Below are 25,712 nucleotides of genomic sequence, written 5' to 3'. Positions count from 1 at the left end.
GACAGTGCTTTACTCTAATATGAGGAGAGGATTCCAATGACAATTGTGGCAGCACGGGTTGACGAGCGGATGATTCATGGACAGGTGGCGATGGTGTGGACGAATACGGTCGGCGCCAATCGGCTGATGGTTGTCAACGATGAAGTCGTACACGATGACATGGCGATTCAAGGTTTGAAAATTGCCCGGCCGGCGGGGAAAAAATTGGCCATCAGCTCAGTGGCCAAAGCCATCGAAAATCTGCAAAATGGCAAATTCGCCGCGGATCAAGTGTTTGTGATCACCCGCAATGTTCCGGACATGGCGAAGTTGATTGACGGCGGCGTGCCGATTAAGTCGTTTAATGTCGGCAACTTGTCTGAAAAACCCGGCACCAAGAAAATCAAGCCGTCTGTGGCGTTGTCGCCTGATGATATCGCGATTATTCGACGTTTGCTTAAACAAGGGGTAACCATTACTGCGCAAATGGTGCCCAACGAAAGCAAAACGTCGATCGCCACGTTTATTGACAAGGCCGAATGACGCCGCTTTTAACGAGAGTGGAGGCGCGGCTTGCGCAGTTGAGCCCGGTTAACCGCGCCTTGGCTCGCCATGTACTCACCGATCCAGAGGGTTTCGTCGCCGAGACAACGGCGCAGATTGCTCAAGCTAGCGGCGTCTCGGCGGCTTCCGTCATTCGATTTGTGCGCCTGTTTGATTTTGATGACTTACAATCGTTTAAGCTGGCTTTGGTGCGCGAAACCAAGACGGCAGACGATCCGCAACCGCTTGATCCGCTGGTACAGGACGACGATGATTTGCTGACGATGATGCGCAAACTCAGTCAAACAGCGATTGCGGCGGTGCGGGATTTGCCGGAAGCATTGGATCAAGATGCGGTTCAATCGGCGATCACCACGTTGCGGCACGCCCGGCATATTTATCTGGTTGGCATCAGCGCGTCGGCACTTGTGGCGCAGGATTTGTATTTAAAATTGATCCGGGCGGGCTATCTGGCCATTTTTGATCATGATGCGCACACAGCGTTGGAGCGGATGTATTATACGACTTCGGCTGATGCAGTGGTCGCCTTTTCCTACAGTGGCATCACCAAAGAAGTTGTTTTGGCAGCGCAACAGGCCCGGCGTAATCATACCCCGGTGATCGCAGTGACCCGTCATGAACCAAGTCCGTTGCGGGATGTGGCAAGTTGCGTGATTGCCTTGCCGCCGACGGAACCGCTCTTGCGAATCGGTGCCGTGACGTCTATGTTTACGGAAACCTATGTCGCCAATATTCTATTTTTAGGGGTGGTTCATGGCGAGATTAAGCGCACAGAGCAGAATTATCGCGCGACATCACAATTAACCGGGAAATTGAAAATTCGAGGTGAGGAAAATGGCAATCGCAGACCTAACAACCGAACAAAGAAATCCGGCCAGCATGCACATCGACACGATGACGACGCCTGAGATTGTGGCCTTGATCAACCATGAAGATGCCAAAATTGCACCGGCGATCGCTAAGGAAGATGCGCATATTGCCGCGGCCATTGATGAAGCCAGTCAGCGTTACAATCGCGGCGGGCGGCTGATTTACGCCGGAGCAGGCACATCTGGGCGTCTGGGTGTTTTGGATGCAGCCGAGCTGGTGCCGACTTATGGCATTCCACCAGAGCGGGCAGTGGGCTTGATTGCGGGCGGTATGTCGGCGATGTTCAAATCTGTGGAAGGGGCCGAGGACTCGGCTGAATTGGCCGAACATGACCTGAAGCAGTTGAATTTAAATGCCAATGACACGGTGATCGGCATTGCTGCGTCCGGCCGCACGCCTTATGCGATTGGTGCTTTGACCTACGCGCAGCAGATACATGCACTGGCCGTCTCCGTGACCTGTGTGGCCGATAGTGAGTTAGCCACTCACGCCGACATTGCGATTGCGCCAGTGGTTGGACCGGAAGTGATTACCGGCTCAACCCGTATGAAAGCCGGCACCGCCCAGAAAATGGTCTTGAACATGTTGTCGACGGGTGTGATGATTCGCGCCGGAAAAGTGTTTGGCAACTTGATGATCGATGTACTGCCGACTAATGCTAAGCTGGTCGATCGCGCCGAGCGGATTATCGTTGAAACCACTGGCGTTACCAAGTCCCACGCCGCTTCCTTATTGAGGGCAGCGGCGCATAAGGTGCCGGTAGCAATCGTCATGGCCAAAACCGGCATGGATGCCGCGACCGCCACCCAAGTGTTGGCTGCGCATGATGGCGTCGTGAGTGCGGTTTTAACGGCATGGGAGGCTGAGCATGGGCGACAATCCTGATTTAGTGGCGCCGATCACCCAAGCCATTCACGCGGGTGCCGTCTTTGGTGCTTCGTTTAGTTTGGTTGCGCCGGATGAAAATGCGTTATATTTTCTGGGTTATCAAGGTGCCGGCGCCGATCATCTACCGTTAATGCCACAGGACCGCTATGACTTGGCTTCGCTGACTAAAGTGGTGGGGACGACGACGCGGTTATTGCAGCTGCTGGTGGCGGGAGAAATCCACCTGAATCAGCCGATCGGGTCACTTGTAGATGGCTTGCGATATCCGCAACTGACGATTGAGCAGCTCATGTTACACCGCAGCGGGCTGCCGGCAGATGTGGCAAACGCGCACGATCTTGATCGCGACGGCTTGATTAATGCTGTAAAAACAATGCCGGCAGTTGCGCCCCCGGACACGACCACGATTTATTCAGATTTGAATTATATCTTACTGGGCTGGGCGGTGGCTAAAATGGACGGGTCATTAGCGGCCAGTCTGCAGAAGCACATTTTTGCGCCGTTGGGGATGACGGCGACGGGTTATCAACCCCACGGTGTCGCGGCACGCGATTTTGTTCCAACCGAAAAGGTGCCCGATCGCGGCGGTGTGTTGCGGGGGGCGGTTCACGACCAGAAGGCCTTTTTGCTAGATGGCGTTAGCGGGCACGCCGGGTTGTCTGCGACGTTAGGTGACTTGACGACGTTCACGCGGCTGTCGGCAGGGTTGCCTGTGCCAAACGGTGAGACGGTATTACCACCTGCTGCCTTTTCCTTACTGGATCGTTTCTGTGTCGGCGGACGCACGTTGGGATGGCGTTGCTGGTCGGCCAATCGCCACCAGTATTGGCACACCGGCTTTACCGGCACTTCCATTGCTTTTGATCGCGATACCCAGCGCGGATTTGTTTGCTTGACGAATCGGATCTATCCCAGTCGGACTAACCGTGCTTGGGTCAGCATTCGGATGCAACTGCTCACCCGGTTTTTCGGGCTCGCCACCTCATGGCCTGATGAATGACAAGCAGCGGTCGTGTTATCTTTTCTCAGCGAGGGTCATTGGCACGGCGAATGGGTGTATGATCGAAAGTAACTTGAGCTGAGTGTCTAGCTAATGCTTGTCTGGCGCTTGGTTTGCGATCGGAGATAGGTCTAGATGAAGCATGCCCATTTAGTTGAACAACTTAACCAATTGCACCGCCACTTTGCCGAGCCGCATGCGCTGTTGCTGGCGGATGACCACCACCTGCTTTATGGCGCAAAGACTGACACGTTGTTTCCCGCGGCAAGCTTGATCAAACTCGGCATTGCTGCTTACGTGAAAAAACGTGCTGAGGCGGATCCTTTTCAGTGGAATCGAATGGTTGAATTACCAGCAACTGTTGGTGGCGCAGGGGTGCTGCGCTTCATGACGGCGTCGTCTTGGTGCGTGCGGGATTTGGTAACGCTGATGCTAATGGTGTCTGATAATTTGGCGACGAATGCGCTATTGAAATTATATGGATTGCCGACCATTTCACGATGGCTGGCCGAACATTTTCCCGGCACCCGATTAAACCGAGCGTTAATGCAGTCGCATGCGGACACAGATAACTGGATCACGGCGGAAGCAGCTTGGCGGCTGTTGCGCGCTTTGTTAACGCCGACCCACCAGTCAGCCGACGGGGATTGGTGCGCGCAGGCGTTACGGCACCAGCAAAATCGTACGAAACTGTTGCTCGCCCCAACGATGCGGGCTTTTGTGGGTTGGACGGCCGGTAAAAGCGGTGAATTGTCAAACTGTGAACACGACGCGGCATGTTTTGCGGCAGAAGGTGAGCAGCTGTATGCCGTGGTGCTCACTACGTACAATCACCGGCGAGAAGACGCCATGCGTTTTAATCAGCAGGTTGGCGAGTTAATCGTGGACGACTTCCAGCAGCGGCGGGATCGGCTGTTGTGATTGGTCGCAAAGGTCGGATTCCTTAAGAGTTTCTAAGAGAGAATAGTTTGATGGACGCGAAAGTTGGTGAAAGCCAGTTTCGCGTTTTTTTAACGGTCTCGATGCTTGATCTGAGTTTTTTCTATGCGTGAAAAATTGACCATTTCAAAGTATCCCCAAATATTATAAAATGATTAATATTGTTAGAGAAAGATGAGCTAAGAAAAGAGACGATGATCGTTCATGCAAGCAGCACACGCCACTCACCCTGTCATGATTACGGACCGGGAATCGAATCGCCAAATTACCAAGGACTTTACCAGCAACCTGATCGGCGCATTGAGCGGCGGGATGTTTTCGTTCGGCATGGGGTTGATGTTGCTGAATCAAACTCATTTAGCTATTAGCTTTGGCCTCTCGACGATTGTCGGGCCGCTTGTCAGTCTGCTACTTTTTGTACCGATGGGAAGCATTGTCGATCGCTACCCGCATCGGTCGATTCTAATCGTCAGCAATCTTGTCAGGCTGCTCGGACTGGCGGTGTTCGCATGGGCCTTGCCTAACTTTTCCGGGGTGCAAAAGCTTATCCCCGTGGTGCTCTTTGCGATTATCGATTACATGTGCAGCGACTTCAGCTCGACCGCGTACTCATCTTCTGTACACGAGCTGGTGAACGAACAGAAAATTCAGAAACTGAGCTCACTGACGTCAACGGCTAGTTCGATTTCCTCGATTTTTTCACCGATGTTGGGGCTGGCGTTATACTCGTTGGTCGGATTTGAAACGTTTATTTTCATTGAAATCGTTGCGTCGTCGCTTTCTTTTTTCATCATGCTGATGATGAAATTCCACGTGACGCCGCGCCGTGTAAGTACCGAAACAGATGAGAGCGGCCGTTCACTGGCGATGTTTAAGGCAGGCATTGGGTATATCAAGACCCGGCCGTTGGTAAAAGGCGCCATCATGGTGGGCGTTGTGTTGAATTTTAGCTTCACCAGCGTGACGGTGGGGATGCCTTTCATCATTACCAACACGCTTCATTTCGGCAGTGCGCCGATCGGTTATCTGGAGACAGGCTCGGCGGTTGGTATTTTAATCGGCAGCCTGTTTATGAGTACCTTAGCCAGTCAGCGCCATATTCGCTTTAAAATGCTCGGCCCGGTGATCGCCGATTGTGGGTTGCTGGTGGTGCTGGGTGGCATCTTCAATATTGCCAAAACAGCAAGTGACGTGTCCATCAGCGGCACCATCCTCATGACCGTGCTAGGCTTTTTAATCGTGATTCCTAACATTGTCATGCAAGTGGCCATCCAAAAAACCGTCCCAACCAGCTTCCTAGGCCGCGTCAACACAACCTTGATGACCATCAACAACTCCGTCACGCCCCTCGCCACGTTCTTTTACACGTTCCTCTTCCAAAATATCGCCCAAAACTACCTCGTCTTTGTCGTCAGCGGCGTCGTGGCACTACTATACATGCTGGCCATTTTGCCACGAATTCTGCAGTTCTTTAAACAGGAAGAGATTGAGTAAGATTAAGATAGTACTCAAACTGAAACAAAGTCTCATGCTTGAAGCTAGATTTGTAGTGCCAAGGCGCAGCAATCGTAGGCCAGATGGGGCTCAGTGGTGCCCACCACGTTCCAGCCCCAGCTGGCCGGAGATTGCGGAGTTTGGCACGACAGTAGAACATTGTCCATAACCATTGATACTCTGGTTCTACAGCACCGCAAAATGCTATGTTTCATTTCACAACGTCTGTTTTTACAGAACACTTACATAATTAATACACCGGGTTGACATCGATCTTTACAAAGGCTTGTTAGGCTTTGTGTAAGGAGTTGATGAGGAATGAGTATTCGATTAGCGAATGTGTCAAAGGCTTTTGGTAACACCAAAGTACTTTCCAATATTTCCGTCGAGATCGAACCCGGTGAGTTTTTTGTCATGGTCGGGCCGTCTGGTTCCGGTAAAAGTACGCTCTTGCGGATGATTGCCGGCTTAACCAGCGTGACAGATGGGCGCATCTATTTTAACGAGCGCGACGTCACCGACTTGCCACCCAAGGATCGCAAACTGGCGATGGTCTTTCAAAACTATGCGCTGCTGCCATTCATGAGCGTGGCGCAAAACGTTCGGTTCGGCTTGGAAAACCAAGACCTGTCCGACGATGAAAAGACCAAGCGGGTGGACTGGGCACTGGATCTGGTTCACATGACGGATTTACGTGACCGGAAGCCAAAAGAGCTCTCCGGTGGCCAACAGCAGCGGGTCAGCCTGGCGCGTGCTTTGGCAACTAAAGCCCCGGTGGTTTTGATGGATGAGCCGCTATCGAATCTCGATGCGCAACTACGAACCGAAATGCGTGAAGAAATTGCCCGCTTGCATCGTGAAATCGGCATGACGCTGATTTATGTCACGCATGACCAGGTCGAGGCCATGACGATGGGCGATCGAATTTTGGTGTTGGATGATGAAAAAATCCAGCAACTCGGCACCCCGCTTGATTTATATAATCATCCGGCCAACGAGTTTGTCGCAAAGTTTATCGGCAGCCCGGAAATGAACCTGTTACCGATTACGGTCAATGACGAAGGCGATCGCTTCAGTATCGGCAATGCCTTTTGGACCGATAATGCCTTTGTCCTGCCATTCGATCTGCCAGCCGGTTCTTATCATCTTGGCATTCGGCCAGAGAAACTGGTGCCGGTTTCCATTGCCAATCCGGATACCATCACAGCGAAAGTCAAAAGTTTGCAGCAGCTTGGCAACGACACCTTGATTTTCTGCGATTATGACGGCCAGCCACTCGTGAGCCGGGTACCGGAACAGTTCACGGTCGCAGTGGGCGCTGAACTCAATCTGCTGCTTCCAGCCAGTGCCGATGAATGGCACCTTTTCAACGTTGACGACGGCGAACGGATTGTTGCGGCACCGGTAAAGGAGGCGGCAGGTTATGGAGCTTAATAAAGAACTCAATAAAACCACAACCGAATCAAAAGGCAAAGTGGTTGCGACGCTTCGCGAAAACAACAAGCCGGCCTTTTGGTTCTTAATGCCATCGCTGTTGATCCTGACCTTATTTACGTTTTATCCGATGATCATGACGGTTTACAACAGTTTCTTTGCGACCAACATTCGCGGTGAATCAGCTAAGTTTGTCGGACTCGGCAACTATCTCGATATTTTCAAAGATCCATTATTCCTCAAAAGCCTAGCCGGCACCTTAGTGTATGTCGTTGCGTTTGCATTGGTAACTATTATTCTCGGGGTTGTCTTGGCCCGGTTGGCGACGATGAAATTGCGGCGGATTAGCTGGTTCCAGACCGCCTTTGCTGGCACAATGGGCACCAGTGCCGCTGCGGCTTCGATTCTGTGGCTGTTCCTGTTCAACCCATCTGTGGGCCTTGCAAGCTTTGCCTTGAAGGCGATGGGCGTCACGAATGCCAACTTGTTAGTTGATCCGACCGGCGCCATGATTGTCATTGTGCTGGCTAGTGTCTGGATGGCGTTGGGCTTTGCCTTTCTGATTCTGCTCAGTGCCTTTCAGAGTGTCCCGCCTGAATACTATGAAGTGGCCGATATTGCCGGCTGGTCGCAGTTTAAGCAGACGTTGAAAATTACGGTGCCGATGATTTCGCCAACCTTGTTCTTCCTATTTGTTGTCGAAATTATCGATGGGTTCAAAATGTTTGCCCAGATTGACCTGATTACCGGCGGCGGCCCTAACAACGCGACGAACTTTTTGGCCTATAAGATTTATCAAGATGCGTTTGCCTTCCATAACTTCGGGACCGCAAGTGCAGAGTCGATTGTCTTAACTGTGATTATCGCGTTGGCAACCTGGGTTCAATTCCACTTCACAGAACGGAAGGTGTATTACGCATGACACATGTCAAAAATGGGACACGCTATCTGTTGTTGACCGTTGTGGCGGTGGTACTCCTGTTCCCGATCTTGCTGGGAATCTGGGCGTCATTGCTGCCGACCAAAGATATTGCGGCGGGGAACTTCTTATCGACCAATATTTCGTTAAACAATTACTGGCAGGCATTTGTGACCACGCCGATTATCCGTTACATGATCAATTCGTTTGTCACTGCCGGACTGATCACGATCGGCCAGCTGGTTTTATGTACACTGGCGGCTTACGCGTTTGCGTTCATGAATTTCCGGTATAAGAAACAGTTGTTCTTTGCCTTTTTGATCACGATGATGCTGCCGTTTGAAGCGCAGATCATTCCTAATTTCCAGACGGTGAAGGCGTTCGGTTGGTTGAACAATTACGCCGGCTTGACGATTCCATTCTTCACATCTGCCTTCGGGGTCTTCATGTTGCGGCAGGCCTTTTTACAGATTCCCACGGACCTCGTAGACTTTGGGAAGTATCTCGGCCTCAGTCGTTTGCAGTTTCTTTGGAAAATCGCGATTCCATACAGCCGCAGCATGTTGATTACCTTTTCGCTGTACACGTTCCTGACGCATTGGAACCAATACCTGTGGCCGTTGATTACCACGTTCTCGGACGACTTCCGGCCAGTGCAGGTTGGCTTGAAACAGTTACAGTCTGAAGACACCTTCGCTAACTGGGGCATGGTCATGGCCACGGCGATTATCGTCCTGTTGCCAACCTTGGCGTTGCTGCTGATTGGCCAGAAGTTCTTCAAGCGTAATTTGAATGCAGGGGGGACGAAGGGGTGAAAACCACATACAAGAAAATTATCGCGTTGATCGCGGCGCTTGCGGTCATTTTAGGCCTTGCCTTTTTCCTGACCGGGCAACAAAAAACCGCTGCGGCGTCGGATAATGGCCGGACCACTATCACGTTTTGGCATTCGATGAACGGTCCGAATGAAAAAGTACTGGAAAAGTTGGTCGATCAATTCAACAAAAGCCAAACCAAGTATACGGTTAAGCCGATTTACGCCGGCAGTTATGAATTGTCGATTATGAAGTACGCCAATACGGTCGGCAGCAATGTCTCGCCTGACTTAATTCAGAGTGACCAGGCCAACCAGTCGATGATGATCGGCCTCAACTCGACCGTGCCGGTGCAAAAGTTCATCGATCGCGATCATTATGATCTGAGTCAACTGTATCCCGGTGTGACGGCAGCCTATAAGATCAATGGCAAGCTAGCTTCCATGCCGTTTAACTCGTCCAGCTCGGTCATGTACTATAACAAGGCGCTGTTCAAGAAATATGGCATTGCGGACTTGCCGCTGTCGCCATCCTATAGCGACATCACCAAGGCTGCCGTTGCCTTAACCAAGAAAAGTAAAGGTGCCGTTAAAGGGATGACCATGCAGATCTATGGCTGGCTGCCGGAAGAATTGGTTGCTAACCAGAATTCGCTGGTGGTCAACCATGATAACGGACGTCAGGCAATGGCCACCCAAGCAACGTTGAATTCGCCAGAAATGGTCAAAAGTATGAACTGGCTGCAGGATGTCATCAAGCAAGGCGCTTTCCAAAACTTCGGTACCGGATCAGCTGCTGCTAACAACCAAAGCGCAGCATTCTTGGCGCAAAAGGTCGGTATTTTCATGCAAAGCTCGGCAATGCTGGGGCAGCTGCAGAAAAACGCCAAATTTGACTACGGCGTTACGTTCACACCGCATCCGGATGATACCAAGGCCAATGGGGTTGCAATTGGCGGGGCCAGTCTCTGGATCACCAAGAACAAGCCGACAGCCGTTCAAGAAGGCGCCTGGCAGTTCATGAAGTACCTCATGACGCCAAAGGCTCAGGCAGCTTGGCAACTCGGTACCGGTTACTTCGCGGTCAACCAGAAAGCCAACAAAGTTAAGACACTGGCCAATGCGATCAAGAAGAATCCTGCCTTGGCAGTGCCAATTGAGCAACTCAATCAAGGTAAAATCAATGCCGCCACAGCCGGCGCCTTTTTCAGCAATATCCAGGAAGAACGGCAAAATGTCGAGTTGGCCATGCAGCAGATTTACGGTGGAGCAGATGTCAAGAAAGCCTTAGATGAGGCCGAATCAAGCACCAATACCGCAATTTCCAAGACCAACTCTGTCAGCGGTAATTTGTTGGATTACAAACGCTGATCGTAAGTTTTAACAACATTGCCGAATGCATGGCGGACGCGTATGATCAAGACAATATTAATCGTCCTATTTTGAGGAGGTTGCGATCATGCCAAAAGTCTATTTTCTTTGTACCGGCAATGCCTGTCGCAGCCAGATGGCAGAAGGGTTTGCAAAAAGGCTGCTGGGTCAGCAGTGGCAGGTAAGAAGCGCCGGACTTGAAGCGCATGGACTCAACCCGTTTGCTACGAAGGTGATGGCAGAAAAAGGGATCGATATCTCCAGACAGCAGTCAAAAGTTATTGATAACGCCGCGTTGCAACAGGCAGATCTAATTGTGACATTGTGCGGAGATGCGCGTGATCGTTGTCCGTGGACACCGCCGTCGGTTCGCCGTTTGCATTGGCCGTTGCAAGATCCTGCTGCTGCAACTGGTTCACCGGCAGAAGTGTTGCAGGAATTTCGCAATGTGCGTGATGCAATTGAGATCCGTGTGCGTGCGTTGGCAGCTTCTGCCGATAACAAACAGGATCAGAATTGAATGTCATTAGGGATCAATGAACGGAGGGTAAGCATGACAGTAGCAATTTATGGACATCGCGGGTACCCTGCCCGTTTTCCGGAAAATAGCCTGCAAGGATTCGAATATGCCTGTGAGCATGGGATTGACGGCATCGAAACCGACGTGCAGATGAGTGCTGACGGTCACTTGGTCATCATGCATGATGAACGCGTCGATCGCACCACAGACGGGACTGGCTGGATCGCCGATTTGACCCGAACCCAGTTGAAGGGGATGCGGCTGGCCAATGGCGAACACATTCCGTCACTGCGGGAAGCACTCACGGTTTTGAGCCGTTATGACGTGATGGTCAATATTGAATTTAAGACCGGCAAAATCCGGTACCCGGGAATCGAGGCACTGACGCAGGACTATGTCGAGCAGTTCGACATGCAGGATCGCGTGATTTACTCTTCGTTTAATCACGACAGCATCAATGTGGTTCACACACTGGCCCCAAAGATGAAAACCGCTTGGCTAACCAGCCGGGTACTTATGGGTGCCACTTTACCATCCTACTTAGAAGCCGTGCATATTGAGCACTATAATGCCCACCTCGACAAAGCCCAGCGCGTCTGGACGGTTGACGACCCGCTGCAAATGAAACAACTGATGCGCGAAAAGTACGTTGTCGGGCTCATCACCAACCGTTTTGAGGAAGCCATGGACATGCGCGAGTTGGTGGCGAAAGAGAGTAAATCGCCGGTGTGAAGGGACAGGATAATCGATGTTATTTTCTCTGTGTCTATGCGTCGAGTTTTCAAAAACTAGCTAAGAGACATGAGCACAGTCTCGATCAAAATAAAGCACCTTGGGAATCTGAACTTCATCTGACTTCCAAGGTGTTTTTGTATGCGAACTGAAAAATCTGGTATGGTAATAGCATAGTCAAGGGTGGTTCGCTGGATAGAACACGAAGAACACCTTTGAACAACATCGACTTATAATAATCGCATGCAAAAAGTGGGTGCCAAAATGAAGAAAAAGTTTTTGGGAAAGCTCAATAACCCGGCTATGGGAATATTAATGGTCATACCGTTAATGTTTGCTGACGAATTTATTCACAACAAGACTGCAGAGTTTATAGTGGATGTTCTTGTCATTGTTGTGTGGTTTACTGGCATGATCTTAATTGGTAAACATTTTTACAAAAAGAATTCCAAATAAACCTCAACGTGTTGATGGGCGCTTTGGGAAACAAAATCATTATAACAACCGTGATTAATGCGTCGCGTTAGACACATGCGTATAATGGCGATTAAGGAGGCGAGGAAAGTGGCAGACACCCGAGTTCAAGTGAATAAGCGGCTAATTGACTGGGCATTGGCGACCACTGACTTGCCCAGTGACGTTTTAGCGGACATCCAGCAGCGCAATAAGTGGTTACAAGTCGACTTTAAACATTATTTACAGCCGACCGTCAAGCAGCTGGGGTTATTTGCGCGGCGCCTTCATGTGCCATTTGGTAATCTGCTTATGGATGAACCGCCCAAAGAGGAAGACATTCGTTTAGCTTTCCGAACCCGGGAAAAGGTGCCAGCGCAAGTCAGTCTCACGTTACGTGACATTATATATGAAATGCAACGTAAACAAGACTGGTTCAAACACGAGAGCGGCGTAGCTAATCAGCAGCTAACCTTTGTGGGCGCTGCTCGTGGTGCATCGGCATCAGAGACACAACGGATGATGGCTCGTTTCATTGCATTGCATCATGCTGAATCGCCAAGACATCTTTACAAGGATCAGCGTGCTCAGTTGTCCCAACTGGGTGTCTTAAATATGCAAAAAGGCGGTGCTGGTTTTGGTACTAACAGACCGCTGGACGTTTCTGAAGCCCGTGCCTTTGTCCTTCTCGATGACTATGCTCCCTTGATATTCATTAACCAAAAAGACAGTTACACCGCCCGTATTTTTTCACTTATTCATGAGTTTGGGCATATTTTACATGGCACTGACGAGCTGCTAATGAATCTTGATAGTAATAAACAGGAAGAACAGCTCATTAACAAGGCAACTACTGCATTTTTGATGCCTGAGCAAGACTTCATTCTTCGCGTTAAAGAATATAATATTCGTAAAGCCGCCCGTTTTTTCAATGTTAGTCCTTTAGCAGCCGCGATTCGTGCGCAAGGCTTAGGTCTTATTGATCATATTGTGCCCGAAGATTTTACGGAACAACCCGTAGCCAGTATGGATTCGACTGGGGGTAACCCATATAATAACGCACTGAGCTTAAATGACAATCGGTACATGAATACCTTGATCGCCGCTCAGGAACGTGGTGCAGTGCAGCCAACTGAGGCCGCTAGCTTGATGGGTATCAGTTATAAGATGATGGATCGTACTAGTCAAATGTTCATTGCTGAATGAACATTTTCACCCAAAATATCCCCTCAGAATTGGCAATGCCAAATTCAAAGGGGTATTTTTGTATTTGAAGCCGCGGTTTATCAGCGAATGACATGGAAGTCAAATCTACTGGCATCATTTAACCGCTGCTTTCAGAACTACCACTTTCAAAACGAGGAGATGACGCTATGGCCGATGAATTTGTCGCGCACCCACTAATTACCATAACCAATGTAATTTGGAGCTTTTCCCGCACTACGCATCAGTTGCAGATTTTGCTGATTCACCGGGCTGATGAGCCGTTTGCCGGATACTGGGCGCTTCCGGAAACCACACTACGAGTGAAAGAAAGTGCCGATGCGGCTGCGATTCGCCTTATTCGCGATAAAATCGGCATCCATGTCAATCGCGGCTCAACCGAGCAACTCGCCACGTTCACTGATCCGGCGCGCACGCCGGGTGAACGGGCGCTGGCACTTACCTATATGACGTATCTGCCGACAATGCCAAAATTACGGCCCGGCTATGGCGCCACCGATGCGCGTTGGTTTGCCTTCAATGCTGTGGCGGGGGATGAGCAGCTGCAAAATGGTCGACTCACGTTTCACATGAAACCGGAAGCAGCTGATTTAGCTTTTGATCATGCGCGTATTCTCAGCGTCGCCATTGGCCGGATCCGCAACAAACTCGATTATCAGCCGACTATTTTGCAAGTCCTCGGGCCGACGTTTACCTTAAAAGAAGCGCGCGAAGTTTATGCGCCGTTTCTCCATACCACTGCCGCAGCGATCGACAACTCGAACTTCAAAAAAACCCACCAGCGGCTGTTTATCGAAGTCGGGGTTGCCCATGACCGCAGTCGCAGCGGCCGGCCACCGAAACTTTTTAAGTTGGCATAGTTGAAAAAACCAACCAGACCGCGTATCGTTGTCACCAAATAAAAGTCTTCTGTACTTTTATGCAACCTTAGTTTAAGTAAAAAGTACTTTAATTAGAAAGGAACGTTTTTGATGGCACATTCAAATGAAGCACTGCTGATCATTGACTACACGAATGATTTTGTGGCAGAAAAAGGCGCCTTGACTTGCGGAAAAGCCGGGCAGGTACTTGCCCCTACGATTGTTGCTTTGGCTGATGAATTCTTGCAACAGGATGGCTGGGTCTATTTACCGACTGACGTGCACACGCCGCATGATCCGTATCATCCGGAAAGCAAGCTGTTTCCGCCACATAATGTTCGCGGTACTTGGGGACGGGAATTTTACGGGCCACTGGCTCCCTGGTATGCCGCGCATCGTGATGAGGAGCGCGTCAATATGTTTGATAAAACGCGTTATTCCGCGTTTGCCGGCACCCCGCTGGATCTGCGGTTGCGGGAGCGTAAAATCGACACGATTCATCTAGTTGGCGTCTGCACCGATATTTGCGTGCTGCACACGGCAGTCGATGCTTACAACCTCAATTACCAAATGGTGGTTCACAAAAATGGCGTGGCAGCGTTAACTCCGGCTGGGCAAGAATGGGCATTGGATCATTTTGCTCATGTGCTTGGTGCTACTGTTACTGAATAAAATCGCTCATGAATCAAAAGAAGGCTTATTAAATTATGAATATGAATCCGGCAATGTTGACAGATCTTTACGAATTTTCGATGGCGAACGGGTATTGTGCTGCCTTGCCGCACGAGGATCAAGCGGTTTTTGATCTTTTCTTCCGCACCGTTCCGGATCACGGCAGCTTTGTTATCGCAGCCGGCTTGCAGCAAGTCGTTGAGGCGTTGCGCAACTTTCACTTTGAGGATGCAGATATCAGCTACTTGCGGTCGCTGAAACTTTATTCCGAAACCTTTTTGGACTATTTGAAAAAGATGCGCCTGGACTGCACGGTGTTGGCCTTACCTGAAGGTACACCGGTCTTTCCGCGTGAGCCGTTATTAACCGTTCAGGGACCGCTGATGCAAGTGCAACTACTGGAAACATTACTGCTGAACATTGTCAATCACCAGTCGCTCATCGCCACCAAAGCACGGCGGATCACGGCAGCCGCAGAAGGCCGGCCGGTCATGGAATTCGGGGCGCGGCGGGCGCAAGGCCCTGATGCGTCGGTCTACGGTGCGCGCGCCGCGGTTATCGGCGGGTGCAGCAGTACCTCCAATGTGTTGTCTGCCCAGCAATTCAACATTCCGGCTGCCGGAACGATGGCCCACAGCTGGGTCGAGGCTTTCCCTGATGAGCTGAGTGCGTTTCGCGCTTGGGCAAAAGTCTATCCAGACAACAGCGCCTTGCTGGTCGATACGTATGATGTCCTAAAGTCCGGTGTGCCCAACGCCATCACGGTATTCAAGGAACTAAAAGCGGCCGGTCATCATCCGGTGGGCATTCGCATTGACTCCGGCGATATCACCCAGCTCGCCAAGCAAGCGCGCCAGATGTTAGATGCGGCCGGCTTCCCGGATGCCAAAATCACAGCCTCCAATGCCCTAGACGAAACCGTGGTGCAGTCCTTGCTAAAAGAAAGCGCGCCAATTGACAACTTCGGAATTGGTGAAAACCTCATCACGAGCGCGTCGTCACCGGTGCTGAGCGGCGTTTATAAAATGGCAGCCTTGCAAGCAAATGGTCAGTGGCTGCCGAAAATCAAAGTCAGCGCCAGTCGCGAAAAAACGACCTTACCGAGCCACAAACAGGTTTATCGACTGTACCACCACAACAGCAAGCAAGCCTTTGCTGACGTCATTGCCTTAGCCGATGAAACCCTGCCGCAAACAATTGCAGCAGTCAGCGCGAACCCACTGGCAACGCATCCGCAAGTTACTCTGAGCGACTTCTTCGCCCGTCCACTTCTGAAACCAGCTTTTAATCCTGGAAAAGAATTGTCAGTAACAACTGATGTCTTTGCGATTCAAAAATACGCTCGTCAAGAATTAGCCCAGCTGCCTGAAGCCACACAGCGGCTCGTCAATCCTGATCTTTACCCAGTCTACCTGACACCTAAGCTGGCAACTTTGCAACAACAACTCATTGATGAGCATCATCAAAATAGTCAAAAATAATTAGCATAAACTGATTCTTTGAACGTCATCCGCTCTAAGTTGGATGACGTTTTTTTTCGTCGGTTTAAGATAACGTTGGTGGCGTTAATGAATTGTAAAACCATGAAGTCTTAGATTGACTATGTGTTATTTTATTAGCGCTTTATGGAGGTCTGGACAATTCTGCTAGCACGAAGATTCCGTGAACATAGTGAACCAAATCGGACGACAAAAAGTGGCAAAAAAGTTGTCTCTTGTTGTTCTCTTAACAATTTGTAAGTAGATGCGCCAAAAATAAAAAGGCCTGTTTTTAGGCCATATTTTAGAGGCCGATGTCCTTTTTATGTAAAATAAATTAAATGATATTGTAATATAATTATTTAGATGTATACTAAATATGGATTCAAGATTTATGCGCTTTCTACCAAATGGGTCGTATTGATAAGTGGTCAACTTGTTTTGGCAGGAAACGTGTGGTTGTTACAATATGGAGGGGATACAAATGTGGAAACAGGCCAAGCTATATGTTTATAGCGCAGCTGTTTTATGCATGACAACCATTGCGTTGTTATGTGTGCCTGGAACCAGCGTGTCGAATGCGGCAAGCAATTCCAGTACCGGATCCGGTTCCGATCATGTTGCCACTCAGTTGAAGACAACGCAGGACAACAGTGTTACCAATCTAATACCGAATCCTACCAATGATAATTCTTCGAATGAGCGAAATGGTGTGGCGTTTAGCACTCAGTTCCAGACGACTTATAAGAATGGTACGAGTGTGATCACACCGGTATCCACTAACTCAAACTCAATCACAAACTTTACAGATTTGAGCAAAGTGGATGAAATCAGCACCTTGAAGAACAGCAATTCAACAGCTGAGAATATCAATGTTATTTTCGAAACACCTGATTTTAAAGGTGTCGATCCAAACAATATTGAAGCTGATGTTGCAGACGCACCGACCTTTAGTCAGGACATGGCTAAAGCGGGCTTGAAGGTGCTCTATAGTGGCAAGCCTGGCGTGTATGATTCACAAAGCGATTTTCTGAGTCAGTATAAGTGGAGCCAATTGATCGCCGTTCAAGTCATGGGTGATTTGCCAGCTAATAGCAAAATTACCATGACCATGCCGCTTACGTTGAGCAATACCACAGATAAAACGATTGGCGCAGGCGACTACAATCGTTCGACTTTGTTCGTTCAGACCTTGGCGTTTGGCGACAAGGGCTGGGGTTCAACGACAACGACTCGCTTCTCTGAACCTTACGATATGAACTTTACCGGATACTTTGCAGCCAAGAGAGATTCGGCGACACAATATACCGCTTTACCTGACTCAATTCAGAAATTGATGCCAACGACAACCCCTAATGCAGATTTCACCGCGTATAACTTTTCGAATCTGCTTGATCAACCGGATAAAACCGGCACTGTTTACAAGGGTGGCCTTATCAAACATGATTTGACGCGGATCATGAACGCGATCAAGGATCAGGGACTTTCCGTTGACGTTGGTGCGGATGGTCAATTCGTGAAGAGTTATCTGTATGATACCGTGTCTGACACCAAGGTTCAGATTGTTGATGAAAATGGTAAGCCGATCAGTATTCCTAAGACTGATTGCTACGTTGAAATCCATCAAGTGATTGATACCAAAGATACAACGATTAAAGAAGGCAGCACTTGGAATCCTAAAGACAATCTTGTATCGGCAGTTTCACCGAAGGATAGTAGCGACATTTCATCACAGATTAAGACAGATGGCACAGTTGATACTAGCAAGCCAGGTACTTATGCCGTTAAATACAGCTACACACTCGGCGGCGTGACGATTTCCAAGACCGCGCATGTCACGGTTACTGCGCCAGCTCCTGTTAAAGGCGGCAACGTCACGGTTTCTTACGAGACAACCGATGGCACCAAGTTGGCACCGGACGTTACCTTGAGTGGTAATGTCGGTGACACGTATACGGCAACTCAGAAGCAGTTTGAAGGTTACGAGTTTAAGTCAGTAACCGGCCAGCCTACAGGTAAGTTCACCAGCGATCCACAAACGGTCGTCTTCGTTTATGAAAAGCATGGGGTTCTGCCAAGCACTGGCGGCAGTGGCAGCAGCTCAACCGTTCCAAGCTCAGGTTCTAGCTCAAGCTCAGCTTCCAGCGAGAGCAGCAGTTCGAACGTTCCGAGTTCCAGCTCAGCTTCCAGTGAAAGCAGCGGTTCAAATGTACCAAGCTCCAGCTCAACACCTAGCGAAAGCAGCGGTTCAAATGTACCAAGCTCCAGCTCAGCTTCCAGCGAGAGCAGCAGCTCGAATGTACCAAGTTCCAGCTCAACTTCCAGTGAAAGCAGCAGCTCCAACGTACCAAGCTCTAGCTCAAGTGCCAGTGAGAGCAGCAACTCGAACGTACCAAGTTCCAGCGCAAGCTCAAGCAGCAGCTCGAACGAACCAAGCTCAAAAGCAAGTTCCAGCGAAAGCAGCTCAGTTGCCCCAAGTGCTAGCGACAATGGCAGTTCCAGTGCTTCCGGCGCCATCACCCCGGGCACCGGTATCAATGACAACAACAACGGTAACGGCGGCAATGGTGGTAACGGCTCGCAATTACCTAATGTGACAGGCAATGACAATGGCACCAACAACCATCGTTTGCCACAAACCAGCGATGCGGTCAACGCATTGGTTGGCATTGTCGGCGCCATGATCGTACTGACAGGCATTGTTGGCCTCGCAGCACGGCACTTAGCACATCAAGCAAAATAATGCGGTAGTTAAGATATGGTTCCAAAAGTAGCTTTTGGAATCGTGTTGATACGAGCTTCAAAGAAGAACGCGTAGACATTTAATCTGCGCGTTCTTTTTGTGCGCTCAGATGCCAATGCTTACATCCGTGAATGAAATGAGTCTGACTCTCATGAATATAAAAATTATAATTGAAAAAGTTCAAGAGCATTTTCTCAGTGGCCAAACCTAGCTGAAGCCGCTTGATATATAACGCGTGTTGCGACAAACTTAAGATAAATATATTTTTATTTTCAGAAAAATAATTCAAGAAACTGCTTTTTCCTTCTCATCGAAAGAACTTTCCAGTTGAAAGTAACTCATGAATGCGGTTACAATTCGCTCAGGTGGTACCAACCACCGAAATAATATGTTGTGCGAGGGTTATGCAAACGTTGAGGGGGAGTTTCTCGATGCACCAAGGGTTAAAGAAGCGGCAATATCGGGTTCCACGTTCACTGTTATACAGCAGCGCGGTTTTATCACTCACGGCCACGGCCGTTTACTTCACCAGCACGATTCCGGTGTCGGCGGTTAAGGCGGATCCAGGCACTAGCAAGGCGACGACCAAGGCAGCTACAAGCAACCTGCAAATCGTCAGTGTCACGAAACAGGCACATTATTTTGAAATTACTTATTCGAATAATCTCAAGGCGCGGTTATTTATTTTGGCTGACAATCAGTTTCGCTTTTATGCCGATCCGACCGGTAAGTTTGATGCACCGGCGCAATCCGGCGATGGGCTGAATGCAAAAATTTTCACCAAAACTGTCGATACCTCCGCCGCTAAACCATTTGACGCTGCTCAGTTGGCGAATGCAACGAAGGGCTGGCAGATTCAAACCAAGGCGATCACGATCGACTTTGATAAAGCCGCCGCGACGTTACAGGTTTTGCAAGGCAATAAAGTGGTCATGGCCGAACAGCAACCGCTGGAAATAACAGCCGATTACACGACGCAGATCTTGAAGCGCAGCGGTCAGGATCATTTCTTCGGCGGTGGCACACAAAACGGCAACTTCACTTTGACCGGCAAAAAGATCAAAATTCAAAACACCAACAACTGGGTGGACGGCGGGGTGGCGTCGCCTAATCCGTTTTACTGGTCCACAGCCGGTTACGGGGTGGTACGCAACACCTTTACGCCGGGAGCGTATGATTTTGATGCGGCTGGGGATGGGCAGGTTAAGACTACCCATCAAGAAGAGCGCTTCGATGCCGTGTATTTCTTTGATGCGAAGCCGGCTGATTTGTTGAAAGACTATTATAATCTCACCGGTGCACCGGCGATGATGCCGCGGTACGGCTTTTATGAGGCGCATCTGAATGCTTATAATCGCGATACCTGGGTGCCAGTCAGTGCTGACACGCCGGGTGCGATTAAGTTTGAAGACGGCAAGTATTACAAAGAGTATCAGCCAGGGAAAGTGCCGGCTGGCCAAAGTGGTATCAAGGAGTCACTGAATGGTGAACTGAACAATTACCAATTCAGCGCCCGGGCCGTGATTGACCGGTATGCCAAGAACGACATGCCATTGGGCTGGCTGCTGCCTAATGATGGCTATGGAGCCGGCTATGGGCAAACCGATTCGTTGGCGGGTAATCTGGCCAACCTCAAGGAATTTGCCGATTATGCCGACAAACATGGCGTCGCAACCGGTTTATGGACCCAGCAAAATCTGTCACCGGTCGATCCGGCGCATCCAAAACCGGATGATCGCGACTTTGCCAAAGAAGTGGCGAATGGGGTCAAAGCGTTGAAAACGGATGTTGCCTGGGTCGGCTCCGGCTATTCATTCGGCTTGGATGGCTTGGAAAAGGCCAACCAGATGCTGACTAAAGTCAAAGGCGATGACTTACGGCCGTTTGCCATTACCTTGGATGGTTGGGCCGGCACCCAGCGCTACGCCGGCATTTGGACCGGTGATCAAACCGGGGGCCAGTGGGAATATATTCGCTTTCACATTCCAACGTACATTGGCACCAGCTTATCCGGCCAGCCGTATGTCGGATCGGATATGGACGGCATTTTCGGCGGCGGCAATCCGATTGTCAACGCCCGCGATTTTCAGTGGAAGGCGTTCACCCCGATTCAGCTGAACATGGACGGCTGGGGCAGTAATCCCAAGACGCCATTTTCATTTGATGACCAAACGACCGCTATCAATCGGGCCTATAACAAGCAGAAAACGATGTTGATGCCATACAATTACACGGCTTCGGCGCAAAGCGTTTTCGATGGCAAGCCAATGGTGCGCGGCTTATTCCTGGACTATCCGGAGATTCCTGAAGCGTACACGGACTTGGTGAAGTATGAATACCTGTGGGGCGACAACTTCCTAGTGGCGCCGATTTACCAAAACACGGCTGCCGACGATAAAGGGAATGACGTCCGCAATGGCATTTATCTGCCGGATAAAAACCAGGTTTGGGTCGATTATTACACCGGCAAGGAATACCGTGGCGGGCAAGTGTTAAATAATTTTGACGCGCCGATCTGGAAGCTGCCGGTCTTCGTCAAAAAAGGTGCCGTGATCCCGACGATACCGGCGCACAATACGCCAAAAGCGTTTGATCAAACCAAGCGGCAATTCCAGATTTTCCCGGCAGCCGGCAAGAATGATTTTACCGTTTACGAAGACGACGGGATTTCGCAAAAATATTTGAAGGGTGCCCACGCCCAAACCAAAATCACGAGCGAACTGCAAAAGGATCAACTGGAAGTGACCGTTGATCCGCTCACTGGTGATTACAGCGGGCTGGATCCGGAACGCACTAGCGAGTTTGCCATTCGCACCAGTGGGCAACCGAAAAAAGTAACCGCGATGGTTGGCGGCAAGGCGGTCACGCTAAAGGCAGTTGATAATCTTCAAGACTATGAAGCCGGCAGCAATGTTTATTTTGTCAACAAACAGTATCATACCAACACCTACCTGGAAAAACTGGCAGATAAAAGCATTGACCAAAACTTCCTGCAGGTTAAGCTGGACAAGACCAATGTGAAAACCAATGCGATTAAGTTAACCGTATCAGGCATCGACGCTACCGATGATCCGACAACTGGCGACTTGCCGGAAAGCGATCAGGTTCCGGTACCGACCGACGTGAAGCAAGACGACAAAACCACCACGGACACGGCTGTCGGCATTAACTGGAGTCCAGTGAAAGACGCGGCAAGTTACGACGTGAAAGCAGATGGCGTCATTTATCGCAATCTGAACAAGCCAGCGTTTGTGCTGGATCAGGTCAAAGACAACTCGAAGCACACGTTCCAGGTCCGGACCGTCACGACCAAGGCCGTTTCAAAATGGAGCACCGAGCAGACGTTCAGTTCTAAAGAAAACCCGATGCGCCTAGCCGTGAAGATGCGCAATCCGAAAGTGACCTCGCCGATCAAGGACGCCCCGGTTTGGCAGGGTGACGATACCGTCGACAATCTTTTTGACCAGGATCTAGACACCATGGCGCACAGCAATTGGTTCTCGGACACGCCAAAACAGTCGCCGACACCGATGACGATCACCACCGAATTGGATGGCGTGTATGATTTGGATCACGTAACCTATGTCCCACGCGAAAACGGCGGCAACGGCAATCTGTCAGCGTTAACCGTTGAAACCAGTTTGGACGGCATTCATTGGCATCAGGCCGGCGAAGGCAAGGGCTGGAAATGGGACAGCACCGACAAAACCATTAACTTCAGCGAGAAGGAAAAAGCCAAGTATGTCCGATTTGTCATTCCGGAAAAGTCAACGGTCGGCGATTTTGTCTCCGGTCGCGAACTTCTGCTTTTCAAACGCGATGGCACGAACAAGGCGACGCTCGGCGATATTACCAATGACGGTCAGGTGAATGATGACGATAAAACGTCATTGATGAACTACGCTGGATTAACCGCCAATATCGACAGCGATTTTAACGGCTATGTTCAAAATGGCGACTTGAATCGTAATGGGGTGATTGATGCGTTTGATATCAACTATGTCATGACCAAGCTGGGTAAGCAGCCGGTGACCAAACCGGACGAAACGACGCCAGCGGGCACATTGGCCTTGCAGACTGACAAGCCGACTTATGTACCGGGCGATACCATCACGTTATCCTTAGTCGGCAATCATCTAGACAAGGTGAACAGCCTATTTGCCCGCCTGCCGTTGACCAATCCGAATGTGGACTTGGTCAAAGTCGAACCGACTAAAGCGACCGCCAACATGGTCAACTTCAGCAAAATCCGGACCCATGGCGACAACAGTCGGGATGTTTATCTGATTTTTGCCAATGAAGGCCAACAACCACGCTTATCTGGCGACCAGAAATTGGCAACGATCACGCTGAAAACCAAAACCCAGATGACCAAAGCCGACTTGCAGTTTGCGTTACGCGACCTGATGTTGACCAATCAATGGGGACCGGAAGCCTTGCCGCAAGACCCTTCACCTGTGACCGTGCAACAGTCAGCAAGCGAACAGGCGCAAGCGAAGACTAAGTTAACGGCACTGCTGGATGCGGTTCATGCCTTGGATCCTAAGCTGTTTACCACTAGCAGTTGGCAGGCAGTCGCAACCGCCAGTGACGCGGCCGCGCAGCTTGTGAAAGATGACAATGCCTCTACCGAAGCCCTCACGAAGGCGTATACCGATCTGCAAAAGGCTTTGCAACAACTGGAAGCCGACCGCGGTGTGACCCAGGCGCAGTTGAAAGGGCTCATCGACGCGGCGGAAGCATTGAAACCAGACGCCTACACGGAGGCCAGTTTCGCTAAATTGGAGGCTGCAGTTGCTGCGGCTAAGCCAGTCAACGCTGACGAACACGCGACCCAAGTGCAAATTCAATCGGCCATTCAGGCCATCACCGCTGCTTGGGTTGCGTTAGAACTCAAACAGCAACCAACGCCGGTCACCGATTTGGCGCAGTGGCTTCAGGTAGCGGCAACGCTTAAGGCAGACGACTATACACCTGCCAGCTATGCCAAACTAACCGATGCGATTGCCGCTGGTAAAAAGGTCGCGGCAGATCCAAACGCATCGACTGCTGCACAACAGGCGGCCGTGGATCAGTTAAAGGCCGCGATTGACGCGCTGGTGCCACGCGCCAACAAACAGTCGCTGGAGGCGGTCATTGCAACAGCCGACAAGTTAAGTGCCAGCGCTTATACCGCCAGTTCTTACGCGAAACTGCAAGCCGCATTGAAAGCGGCCCGTCCGCTTTTAACCGACCTGAACGCCACGCAGGCAGCAGTCGCGGAGCAAACTAATGCTGTTTTGACGGCACTTCAACAGCTCGTCAAACTGCTGGATAAAACCGAACTGGTCAAGCTGATCACGCAGGCGGCCGGACTTAAAAAAGACGCCTACACAGAGGCAAGCTTTAACGACTTGCAAACGGCTTTAGCGCAAGCCCGCACCGTCCAAAAAGACCCTGAGGCAACGGAAGCACAGGTTGCCAAGGCAGTCGCCGACCTCAAAAGCGCGATCGATCACCTTGTGAAGGCGGCGCCAGAGCCAGACAAGAAAGATCCGGCAACACCGCCAGCACCTGCACCAAAACCAACACCAGGCGGCGGGTTCCAAGGCGGGCAGCCAACGCAATCCGGCAAAACACCATCATCCGGGAAAGAAACGAATGATGCAAACGCCATTCCTAAAACGGGCGAGCAAACGCAGTCAGTCTTGGCTGTTTTGGGAGCTGCGTTAATTGGATTGCTGGGGTACGTTAAGTTGCGTAAGCATAAGCATGAATAGTCGATTGTAGTATTTAGTTGTGCGGCACCAATAGGCCGACATCTCCTGCGAGGTGGCGGCCTATTGTTTCAATTAAGAAGGGCACCATTTAGGCACCTTCTCGTAACGAAATTCAAATGGAGGTAGGCAAATTGAAGCATAAAATACTTTGGCTAGTAAACGGTATTTTGGCAATTGCAATAGTTGGTCTAACCATCACAGTCCTAGTGCGTCAAGTTGATGGGACGGGTCATGTGGAGACAATGCAGTCACGTTTAGCGTCACTGGCAGTCTTGGGGGTCGTGATATTAGTGATTGCTCTTGTGGAAGGGATTTATTTGTTGGTTTCCAACCGTCATTCATGAACAACGCTTACTTCAATAACGAGATTTATTTATTAAGTGTCTGTCTTTAGAAAAATCGCATTCTATGGAAATTAAAAAACCCGCGATATGATTGGTCGCGGGCGTAGCATCTGATAAGCTATGAATAAGCAGAAAGTTAAATAAGCGGTGGCGCTTCGCAATCGAAAGAAGGTGATGCCGATGGTTTTAGGACTATCGAACCACATTCCAACGAAAGGAGGTGCCAGTTTGTCGTCTGTGATTGACGCCTTTGCGGCAATCACGGCTGGCCTCGGCTCGGCCATTGTCATGGTCAACGTGTGTACACGTTTGATCAAGGCTTTGGAAAAACTGTGTCATGCAGTTTACGAGCTGAAGCAAGTGCTCGGAAAATTCCGAGGAAAGTAGGCAGACTAAAAGCCGCGTTGACTTTGGCAAGAAATCGCGGCTTTTAGTTGCGTAATATGCCACCGTGCTTTTAACGGTTCTGCTGTACCACAAGGGGCGTCTTGTTAGAGCAAGGCGCTCTTTGCTTACACATTTATTATAACAGGTTCAAATTCATAGTGGAACCCGTTTTTAACGATTCGGATACCGTGCTTGTCATCGAAAAGCAACGCCTTCAACTTTGCTTAAATTCATCACTAAATACGTTAGTCATGAAATGTCATCAACT

The 25,712-nt window shown here is 50.0% G+C and carries 20 protein-coding genes; all 20 read left to right on the top strand.

What is annotated here, in order from left to right:
• Nucleotides 1-36 precede the first annotated feature (36 nt).
• On the top strand, nt 37-522 hold the full coding sequence (locus tag LACZS1_RS13280) for a PTS sugar transporter subunit IIB (protein ID WP_010490599.1): 486 nt from the start codon (nt 37-39) through the stop codon (nt 520-522).
• On the top strand, nt 519-1,451 hold the full coding sequence (locus LACZS1_RS13275; protein WP_070651190.1) for a MurR/RpiR family transcriptional regulator: 933 nt from the start codon (nt 519-521) through the stop codon (nt 1,449-1,451). The genes LACZS1_RS13280 and LACZS1_RS13275 overlap by 4 nt, the downstream gene beginning before the upstream one ends.
• Nucleotides 1,378-2,298: an N-acetylmuramic acid 6-phosphate etherase gene (murQ, locus tag LACZS1_RS13270; protein WP_083311594.1), complete on the top strand. Its 921-nt coding sequence runs from the start codon at nt 1,378-1,380 to the stop codon at nt 2,296-2,298. Before LACZS1_RS13275 ends, murQ begins: the two co-directional genes overlap by 74 nt.
• The gene (locus LACZS1_RS13265) at nt 2,282-3,301 is read left to right on the top strand and encodes a serine hydrolase domain-containing protein (protein WP_070651192.1); all 1,020 of its coding nucleotides are present in this window, start codon (nt 2,282-2,284) and stop codon (nt 3,299-3,301) included. The genes murQ and LACZS1_RS13265 overlap by 17 nt, the downstream gene beginning before the upstream one ends.
• Before the next feature lie 135 nt (nt 3,302-3,436).
• Complete coding sequence (locus LACZS1_RS13260) at nt 3,437-4,222, top strand: serine hydrolase (RefSeq protein ID WP_306402871.1); 786 nt, start codon at nt 3,437-3,439, stop codon at nt 4,220-4,222.
• A gap of 222 nt (nt 4,223-4,444) precedes the next feature.
• Complete coding sequence (locus LACZS1_RS13255; RefSeq protein ID WP_070651195.1) at nt 4,445-5,734, top strand: MFS transporter; 1,290 nt, start codon at nt 4,445-4,447, stop codon at nt 5,732-5,734.
• A 318-nt stretch (nt 5,735-6,052) separates the two neighbouring features.
• Nucleotides 6,053-7,168: an ABC transporter ATP-binding protein gene (locus LACZS1_RS13250; RefSeq protein WP_047106881.1), complete on the top strand. Its 1,116-nt coding sequence runs from the start codon at nt 6,053-6,055 to the stop codon at nt 7,166-7,168.
• Nucleotides 7,158-8,090, top strand: a complete 933-nt coding sequence (locus LACZS1_RS13245) for a carbohydrate ABC transporter permease (RefSeq protein ID WP_070651197.1) — start codon at nt 7,158-7,160, stop codon at nt 8,088-8,090. Before LACZS1_RS13250 ends, LACZS1_RS13245 begins: the two co-directional genes overlap by 11 nt.
• On the top strand, nt 8,087-8,902 hold the full coding sequence (locus tag LACZS1_RS13240; RefSeq protein WP_070651199.1) for a carbohydrate ABC transporter permease: 816 nt from the start codon (nt 8,087-8,089) through the stop codon (nt 8,900-8,902). The genes LACZS1_RS13245 and LACZS1_RS13240 overlap by 4 nt, the downstream gene beginning before the upstream one ends.
• The gene (locus LACZS1_RS13235; RefSeq protein WP_070651201.1) at nt 8,899-10,272 is read left to right on the top strand and encodes an ABC transporter substrate-binding protein; all 1,374 of its coding nucleotides are present in this window, start codon (nt 8,899-8,901) and stop codon (nt 10,270-10,272) included. Before LACZS1_RS13240 ends, LACZS1_RS13235 begins: the two co-directional genes overlap by 4 nt.
• Nucleotides 10,273-10,360: 88 nt before the next feature.
• Nucleotides 10,361-10,792 (top strand): arsenate reductase (thioredoxin), encoded by a 432-nt coding sequence (gene arsC, locus LACZS1_RS13230; protein WP_070651204.1) that lies wholly within the window; start codon nt 10,361-10,363, stop codon nt 10,790-10,792.
• Nucleotides 10,793-10,825: 33 nt separating this feature from the next.
• A complete protein-coding gene (locus tag LACZS1_RS13225) occupies nt 10,826-11,524 on the top strand; it encodes a glycerophosphodiester phosphodiesterase family protein (RefSeq protein ID WP_047106888.1) in 699 nt (232 codons plus the stop codon).
• Nucleotides 11,525-12,088: 564 nt separating this feature from the next.
• Nucleotides 12,089-13,183, top strand: a complete 1,095-nt coding sequence (locus tag LACZS1_RS13220) for an ImmA/IrrE family metallo-endopeptidase (protein WP_093997778.1) — start codon at nt 12,089-12,091, stop codon at nt 13,181-13,183.
• Nucleotides 13,184-13,350: 167 nt separating this feature from the next.
• Nucleotides 13,351-14,061, top strand: coding sequence for an NUDIX hydrolase (locus LACZS1_RS13215; protein WP_070651208.1), 711 nt, complete (start codon nt 13,351-13,353; stop codon nt 14,059-14,061).
• 111 nt (nt 14,062-14,172) lie between these two features.
• The gene (locus LACZS1_RS13210; RefSeq protein WP_070651210.1) at nt 14,173-14,733 is read left to right on the top strand and encodes a cysteine hydrolase family protein; all 561 of its coding nucleotides are present in this window, start codon (nt 14,173-14,175) and stop codon (nt 14,731-14,733) included.
• A gap of 35 nt (nt 14,734-14,768) precedes the next feature.
• The gene (locus LACZS1_RS13205; RefSeq protein ID WP_070651212.1) at nt 14,769-16,214 is read left to right on the top strand and encodes a nicotinate phosphoribosyltransferase; all 1,446 of its coding nucleotides are present in this window, start codon (nt 14,769-14,771) and stop codon (nt 16,212-16,214) included.
• Nucleotides 16,215-16,695: 481 nt separating this feature from the next.
• Nucleotides 16,696-18,954 carry a MucBP domain-containing protein gene (locus tag LACZS1_RS13200; protein ID WP_306402870.1) on the top strand — a complete coding sequence of 753 codons (2,259 nt, stop codon included), beginning with the start codon at nt 16,696-16,698 and terminating at the stop codon, nt 18,952-18,954.
• A 431-nt stretch (nt 18,955-19,385) separates the two neighbouring features.
• Nucleotides 19,386-24,713, top strand: coding sequence for a TIM-barrel domain-containing protein (locus LACZS1_RS13195; RefSeq protein WP_274804413.1), 5,328 nt, complete (start codon nt 19,386-19,388; stop codon nt 24,711-24,713).
• Between the two features lie 116 nt (nt 24,714-24,829).
• The gene (locus LACZS1_RS13190) at nt 24,830-25,057 is read left to right on the top strand and encodes a DUF3923 family protein (protein ID WP_231956465.1); all 228 of its coding nucleotides are present in this window, start codon (nt 24,830-24,832) and stop codon (nt 25,055-25,057) included.
• 180 nt (nt 25,058-25,237) lie between these two features.
• Nucleotides 25,238-25,444: a hypothetical protein gene (locus LACZS1_RS13185; protein WP_070651220.1), complete on the top strand. Its 207-nt coding sequence runs from the start codon at nt 25,238-25,240 to the stop codon at nt 25,442-25,444.
• Nucleotides 25,445-25,712: the final 268 nt, after the last annotated feature.

It is taken from the genome of Lacticaseibacillus zeae subsp. silagei, assembly GCF_030770335.1.
Lineage (GTDB): Bacteria > Bacillota > Bacilli > Lactobacillales > Lactobacillaceae > Lacticaseibacillus > Lacticaseibacillus zeae.
Note: the sequence above shows the minus strand (reverse complement) of the source record. Positions and strands in the feature narration are given on the sequence as shown.

What these genes read in the sequence shown, in the direction of transcription:
- LACZS1_RS13280 (WP_010490599.1), top strand. Translation starts at nt 37, where the DNA reads ATGACAATTGTGGCAGCACGGGTTGACGAGCGGATGATTCATGGACAG.
- LACZS1_RS13275 (WP_070651190.1), top strand. Translation starts at nt 519, where the DNA reads ATGACGCCGCTTTTAACGAGAGTGGAGGCGCGGCTTGCGCAGTTGAGC.
- murQ (WP_083311594.1), top strand. Translation starts at nt 1,378, where the DNA reads ATGGCAATCGCAGACCTAACAACCGAACAAAGAAATCCGGCCAGCATG.
- LACZS1_RS13265 (WP_070651192.1), top strand. Translation starts at nt 2,282, where the DNA reads ATGGGCGACAATCCTGATTTAGTGGCGCCGATCACCCAAGCCATTCAC.
- LACZS1_RS13260 (WP_306402871.1), top strand. Translation starts at nt 3,437, where the DNA reads ATGAAGCATGCCCATTTAGTTGAACAACTTAACCAATTGCACCGCCAC.
- LACZS1_RS13255 (WP_070651195.1), top strand. Translation starts at nt 4,445, where the DNA reads ATGCAAGCAGCACACGCCACTCACCCTGTCATGATTACGGACCGGGAA.
- LACZS1_RS13250 (WP_047106881.1), top strand. Translation starts at nt 6,053, where the DNA reads ATGAGTATTCGATTAGCGAATGTGTCAAAGGCTTTTGGTAACACCAAA.
- LACZS1_RS13245 (WP_070651197.1), top strand. Translation starts at nt 7,158, where the DNA reads ATGGAGCTTAATAAAGAACTCAATAAAACCACAACCGAATCAAAAGGC.
- LACZS1_RS13240 (WP_070651199.1), top strand. Translation starts at nt 8,087, where the DNA reads ATGACACATGTCAAAAATGGGACACGCTATCTGTTGTTGACCGTTGTG.
- arsC (WP_070651204.1), top strand. Translation starts at nt 10,361, where the DNA reads ATGCCAAAAGTCTATTTTCTTTGTACCGGCAATGCCTGTCGCAGCCAG.
- LACZS1_RS13225 (WP_047106888.1), top strand. Translation starts at nt 10,826, where the DNA reads ATGACAGTAGCAATTTATGGACATCGCGGGTACCCTGCCCGTTTTCCG.
- LACZS1_RS13215 (WP_070651208.1), top strand. Translation starts at nt 13,351, where the DNA reads ATGGCCGATGAATTTGTCGCGCACCCACTAATTACCATAACCAATGTA.
- LACZS1_RS13210 (WP_070651210.1), top strand. Translation starts at nt 14,173, where the DNA reads ATGGCACATTCAAATGAAGCACTGCTGATCATTGACTACACGAATGAT.
- LACZS1_RS13205 (WP_070651212.1), top strand. Translation starts at nt 14,769, where the DNA reads ATGAATATGAATCCGGCAATGTTGACAGATCTTTACGAATTTTCGATG.
- LACZS1_RS13200 (WP_306402870.1), top strand. Translation starts at nt 16,696, where the DNA reads ATGTGGAAACAGGCCAAGCTATATGTTTATAGCGCAGCTGTTTTATGC.
- LACZS1_RS13195 (WP_274804413.1), top strand. Translation starts at nt 19,386, where the DNA reads ATGCACCAAGGGTTAAAGAAGCGGCAATATCGGGTTCCACGTTCACTG.
- LACZS1_RS13190 (WP_231956465.1), top strand. Translation starts at nt 24,830, where the DNA reads ATGGAGGTAGGCAAATTGAAGCATAAAATACTTTGGCTAGTAAACGGT.
- LACZS1_RS13185 (WP_070651220.1), top strand. Translation starts at nt 25,238, where the DNA reads ATGGTTTTAGGACTATCGAACCACATTCCAACGAAAGGAGGTGCCAGT.